The sequence below is a fragment of the uncultured Meiothermus sp. genome, from assembly GCF_937863175.1.
Taxonomy (GTDB): Bacteria; Deinococcota; Deinococci; order Deinococcales; family Thermaceae; genus Meiothermus.
Genome location: NZ_CALMCQ010000451.1, coordinates 1 through 5,252, shown reverse-complemented (window position 1 = coordinate 5,252; position 5,252 = coordinate 1). Strand labels below are relative to the sequence as shown.

6 protein-coding genes are annotated in these 5,252 nt (G+C 62.3%); all 6 read right to left on the bottom strand.

Features of this window, described 5'->3' with window-relative positions:
* A partial coding sequence (locus Q0288_RS16955; protein ID WP_299433240.1) for an FtsW/RodA/SpoVE family cell cycle protein occupies positions 1 to 493 on the bottom strand: 493 nt, incomplete at its 3' end.
* The gene (gene murD, locus Q0288_RS16950) at positions 486 to 1,802 is read right to left on the bottom strand and encodes a UDP-N-acetylmuramoyl-L-alanine--D-glutamate ligase (protein ID WP_299433237.1); all 1,317 of its coding nucleotides are present in this window, start codon (positions 1,800 to 1,802) and stop codon (positions 486 to 488) included. The genes Q0288_RS16955 and murD, both read right to left, overlap by 8 nt.
* Positions 1,799 to 2,668, bottom strand: a complete 870-nt coding sequence (locus Q0288_RS16945; RefSeq protein ID WP_299433234.1) for a phospho-N-acetylmuramoyl-pentapeptide-transferase — start codon at positions 2,666 to 2,668, stop codon at positions 1,799 to 1,801. The genes murD and Q0288_RS16945 overlap by 4 nt, the downstream gene beginning before the upstream one ends.
* On the bottom strand, positions 2,665 to 3,567 hold the full coding sequence (locus Q0288_RS16940) for a hypothetical protein (RefSeq protein WP_299433231.1): 903 nt from the start codon (positions 3,565 to 3,567) through the stop codon (positions 2,665 to 2,667). The genes Q0288_RS16945 and Q0288_RS16940 overlap by 4 nt, the downstream gene beginning before the upstream one ends.
* Positions 3,564 to 4,853, bottom strand: coding sequence for a Mur ligase family protein (locus Q0288_RS16935; RefSeq protein WP_299433229.1), 1,290 nt, complete (start codon positions 4,851 to 4,853; stop codon positions 3,564 to 3,566). Before Q0288_RS16935 ends, Q0288_RS16940 begins: the two co-directional genes overlap by 4 nt.
* 39 nt (positions 4,854 to 4,892) lie before the next feature.
* The coding region (locus Q0288_RS16930; protein WP_299433226.1) for a penicillin-binding transpeptidase domain-containing protein at positions 4,893 to 5,252 on the bottom strand (360 nt) is incomplete at its 5' end.

Genomic DNA, 5,252 nt, shown 5'->3' with positions numbered 1-5,252 from the left:
CAATCACCACCAGCAAGAAGCCCGATAAGAGCAGGACAAACAGGCCGGTGTCCAGGTCGGGGGAAGCGATGATCAGTCCGGCTGCCAGACTGATGGCGATAATGGGGCCGATGATGGGGTAGTCGGTGGGTTTGTTGTGGAAGAAAGCCGCCAGGTAGAGCACTACTGCCAGCTTGGCAAACTCCGAGGCCTGGAGGTTGTACGAGGTGAAGGGCAGATCAATAAAGCGCCGTTCAGTGCCCGGCCCAAACCCCACAAACAGATTGGTCACCAGCAGCACCAGCGAGAGGGCAAAAAAGGGCCGCGCTGCCCAGATGGCCCAGTGGGGTCGCAGGCGCGAGACCAACACCATCAGTGCAAGCGCGATAGCCATGTTGCGCAGGTTTTCCATGCTGTGGGTTTCGGCGGCGGCCCGCATCCAGTCGGAGGTAGCGACGCCCAGGGCCGAAAGGGCAAAGAGCAGCAACTGCGCCAGCAACAGGATGCTATCCACGAATACCTCCCAGAGCAAACACCACTTCTCGGAATACCTTGGAACGTTCTTTGTAGTCTTTGAATTGATCAAACGAGGTGGCCAGCGGGGCCAGCAGCACGCTACCCGACAAAAGCCGCCTGCGCGACTCGACGACCGCTTCTTCCAGAGCTTTGCGCCCTTCAGGTTCGCCGATCTCCACCACCTCGACCAGATCCCGGAATGGCTCGGCCATACGCGGTCCATCGCGGCCTACGGCCAGAATCAGCTTTACCTTATGCCGTACCAGATCGCCCAGGTTCTCTATGGGTGCGCCTTTATCTACCCCGCCCAGAATCCAGGCAATGGGTGCGGGGGCGGCCTCCAGAGCCATCCGTACAGCATCAATACGTGTAGCGATGGAATCGTCAATAAATTGCAGTTCGCCAATGCGGGCGAAGACCTCGTAGCGCGCCTCGGGCCTTGGCGCCGTTGCACGGAAGGCCTCGAGACTGGTCTCGGTGGGCGGAGGGTTAAAAACCCGCTGGGGCTGTTCTCGCTGAACGATATGGGTGTAGGCCAGCGTAGTCTGTACGGCGGCATTCAGATTGGTGTCCCTGGGGTTGTCGGCTGGCTCGAAGGGGTACAACCGGGCGGGGTTCCCCCGAATGCCAGCTACGATCCGCTCGTCCCTGGCGTTGTAGACCAGGGCATCCTCGGGGGTGAGGTTGCGGATCAGGTTGAATTTGGCCGCGTGGTAGGTTTCCAGATCTCCGTGGCGATCCAGGTGATCCACCCCTAGCATCAGCAGCACCGCGACCCTGGGATGGAAGTGCACCACCCGCTCGAGCTGGAAGCTGCTCACCTCCGCCACCGCCACCTCGGGTCTCTGGACTAGGCCCGGATCGTCACTTTCGGGATCCGGGAGGCCATCCACAACGCTGACCAGCGGTGGGTCAATATTGCCTCCCTCCACCGCCCTAAAGCCCAGCGCCCGCAAAAAATGTCCGGTAAACATGGTGCAACTGGTCTTACCCGCGGTGCCGGTGATGCCGATCAGGGGGGTAAGGGAGTGGCGGAAGACCAGTTCGGCCTCACCGATGATTTCCGCCCCACCCTGCTTGAGTGCAACCAGCCGGGGGTGCTGGATCGGCACCCCAGGGGCGGCAATTACCTGGTCGTAGGCTCCGGGGCTGGGGTCGGGGTCGAGAGTATAGCCCAGCGACTGGGCCCCGGTTAGTTCTTCGGGCTTGAGGCTGTCGTCAAAGAAGCGAGCAGCCATGCCATGATGCTTCAGATAGCCCAGTACGCCCAGGCCACTGCGTCCCAGACCATACACCAGCCGCCTCACCCGGGGCCTCCCCACAGACTGATGGCCAGCGCGGTACCAAGCGCCGTAACCACCACAAAACGAAAGACCACCTTGCTCTCGGGCCAGCCCGAAAGTTCAAAGTGGTGGTGGAGGGGGCTCATCTTGAAGATGCGCCTGCCGGTGCGCCGGAAATAGGTGACCTGAATGAAGACCGAGAGCACTTCCAGTACCGGAATGAGGGCCACCAGGGGTAGCCACCACATCTTGCCTTCCAGAATAAACAGCCCAGCAGCCATCGCGCCCAGGGCCATGCTACCGGTATCGCCCATAAACACGGTGGCTTTGGGGGCGTTGTGCCACAAAAAGCCCAGCAAGGCCCCGATGGTCGCCTGGGCGCTTGGTAACCCCACAAATGGCAGCAGAATTACCGCCGATACGCTGGCCAGCAGCCCGTCCACCCCGTCGGTGAAGTTGAAGGCATTGCAGGCAGCGATTACCACCAGTGTAAAGAGAAGCACGTCGAGAACCGGATAGGGGGTGTACTGGATCTGGCGTGCCGCCCAGATGGCGAAGATCAGGCTCATCAGCACCTGCACCACCAGCTTTTCGCGGGCCTTCAAGGGACGTCGCAGCAAACCGGCCAGGTCGTCGGCCAGGCCCAGCAGGGCCATTCCCAGCACCAGCAACCAGAGCCCTGCCCACTGGTCGCCTCCCGCCCATCCGTATGCGACTGCGGCAGCCAGCAAAAAAGCCACGCCTCCCATGCTGGGGGTTCCGCTTTTGGCCAGGTGGCTCTGCGGCCCATCGGCCCGCACCTGCTTACCCAGGCCGAGCGACTGCATTAGCGTGATCCACAGCCCCACCAGAAACCAGCTCAGGAGTGCAGCAGCGACGAGGGTACTCATGGAGAATCCTTGTTTAGTGCGGAACCAGGAGAGGGTGAGAGGGTTGTGCTCGGGATAGGGGAGGTCACACCTGGCCAGCGGTTTTCGGCCTTCGCCCATTCCCCTCCGCGCCGCAGACTGCTCGCCACATCCAGGTTGAGGCGTAACGTAACCAGGCGGCCTGCCTCGAGGGTATAGAGGTAGGTGCCATCGGTCTCGAGGCCGCTAAACTTGCCAGCCCGGAAGCCCAGGCGCAAGCCTTCCAGGCTCAGGCGGTGGATACCCTCGGCGGTAAGGACGTAGAGATCATCCAGCACCACGGCGGCCTGAACAGCTCCCGGCAGCGGGATGCGCAAATTGTCGGGGAGTCGCCAGCCTTCGCGCCCAAAGGCATAGACGTAGCGCTGACTGGCGGCGAGCAAGCCAAACTGCCCCTCCCGGATGCGGCGGCGATCTAAGTTGAGGCCGTCAGCATCAAGCCAGAAGACCCCCTCCCGGGTGCGCAACGCATCGTTAGCCCGGTACATCAGGGTGCCCAGCTCCGGCACAAACAGCCGGTCTTCAAAACCCACCAGCGGCTGGGGTTTGGCCCGCACGAAGGTCGGTACGCCCGGCAGCGGAAGGCTATCGCGGATGAATCCGTGCTGATAAATCAGCAACAAGAACGGATAGGCTGCCAGAAAAATCTCGCCATCGCGGGCCGCAGCCAGCGGCGGGTTGGGCAGGGCCAGGTGCAGCCCGGTAGCTCGAACCAGGCGTCCTTCCACCAGACCGCCTTCAATCAGAATTGGCGCGGTAATGGCTGGATCCGGGAGAGCCTGGACAGGGGGTGGGCAGGCGGTTAGCAGCAGGGCCAGGAGAGCGAGGGCCAGGCCAGGCACTACCCGAATACGACATAGTGTTCTGGGTGTGAGGCTCACACTTCCTCCAGCGGCCAGATTTCCAGCAGGCGCTCGAGGCCTACGCTGCGCGAAGCCTTCAAATACACCAGGTCGCCAGGTTTGACCGAGTGGACTAAGTGCTGGGCGGCTTCTTCGATGGTTTCTACCGCCGTTCCGCCAGCCTCGGCGGTTTGCTGCTTGGCAAACGGCCCGATAAAAACCAGGTTGGGGCTGATGGTAGCGGCCAGACGGGCGGCCTCGAGGTGATACCACAGCGCCTCGGGGCCCAGTTCGGCCATACGGCCCAGCACCAGCCATTTGCGGCCGGGTTGGGTTTTGAGGAATTCCATCCCGGCCTGGAAGGAGAGGGGGTTGGAGTTGTAGGCATCGTGGATGAAGTCAACCCTGCCCAGCCGAAACCACTGCATTCGGCCTGCGGGCAGGGTAAGCGTGGATAGCCGCTCGATGGTCTCGCCAATGGGCTTGCCCAGCATCCGGGTCGTGGCCAGGGCAGCCAGGGCGCCCATCACCGGCCCCACCCCAGGGTAGGGGAGAGTGATGGAGCTTTTCTCGAAGCGGAAGCGGGTGGACTCGCGGCCCATTTCCACTTCACAAGCCCGAAAATCCCCAGCCTCGATGCCGTAGGTTTTTAGTTTTGGAATCTGCACCATCCCGGCAGCCTGTAGACTGGCCAGCCGCAAAGGGCTGACCTGGAGCAACCAGCTCTCCTCGCGAATCACGTTCTCGAGGTTGCCCAGACCCTCTAAGTGCTCGACTCCAACGCTGGTTAGCACGGCAAAATCGGGCCGGGCCAGATAGGTCAGCTCGGCCATTTCCAAAAGCCGATCAATCCCCAGCTCCACCACACAGCCCTCACCCGGTTCCAGGTGGAAGAAAAACCGGGTCAGACCTGGAGTGTTGTTAAGGTTGCCCTCGGGCGCAGGCCATCCCAGGCCCTGGGCCAGGCACTCCTTGGCAGTGGTTTTGCCCGAGCTGCCACCCACCGCCAGTACGGTGCCACCAAACCCATCGCGCAACGCCCGCCCCACTGCCAGCAAGGCCCGTTCGGGCTTTTCGACCTGCACGGCTCCGGGGTGGGCCTGATCGCTGACCACAAACGGAGCTCCGGACTGGAGGGCCTGCAAACCAAACTCTCGCCCATGTACGGTTGCTCCCGGCAAGGCAAAAAATGCCACTCCCGGTGCTATCTTGCGCGAGTCCCAGTGCAGATCCTGGGCCGGGCTGGTGCTTTCATGCATTTTGCCACCCGTCAGGCGGGCGACCCAGTCGGGTCGGAGTACTCGTGGCTCCTTCGTCCGCACCATAGCCTCACGTGAGTGTCATCCTCAGGTTGCACAACACACTCATCGGTTGACCAGTTTACCCTTGTCCGATGAGGAGTCCAATTGGGGCGGGATGCCCCAGAGCGCAAAGAGCTGGGCCGCCATGTCGCGGTAGATGGGGGCAGCCACCTGCGAACCGTGAATGCGTCCCCCTTTGGGATGGAAGACCGTGACTACTACGGTCAGGCGGGGGGTGTGAGCCGGGATGAAACCAGCGAACAGGGCCGCATATACGCTGCTGCTGTAGCGCCCGTCCACCACCACCTGGGCAGTGCCGGTTTTGCCGGCCAGGCTATAGCCCGATAGCCTGGCGTTTTCTGCGATACCCTCGGTGAGGGCTTTGCGGATGTCGCGGACCACCTGGGGGCGGAAAACCGGGCT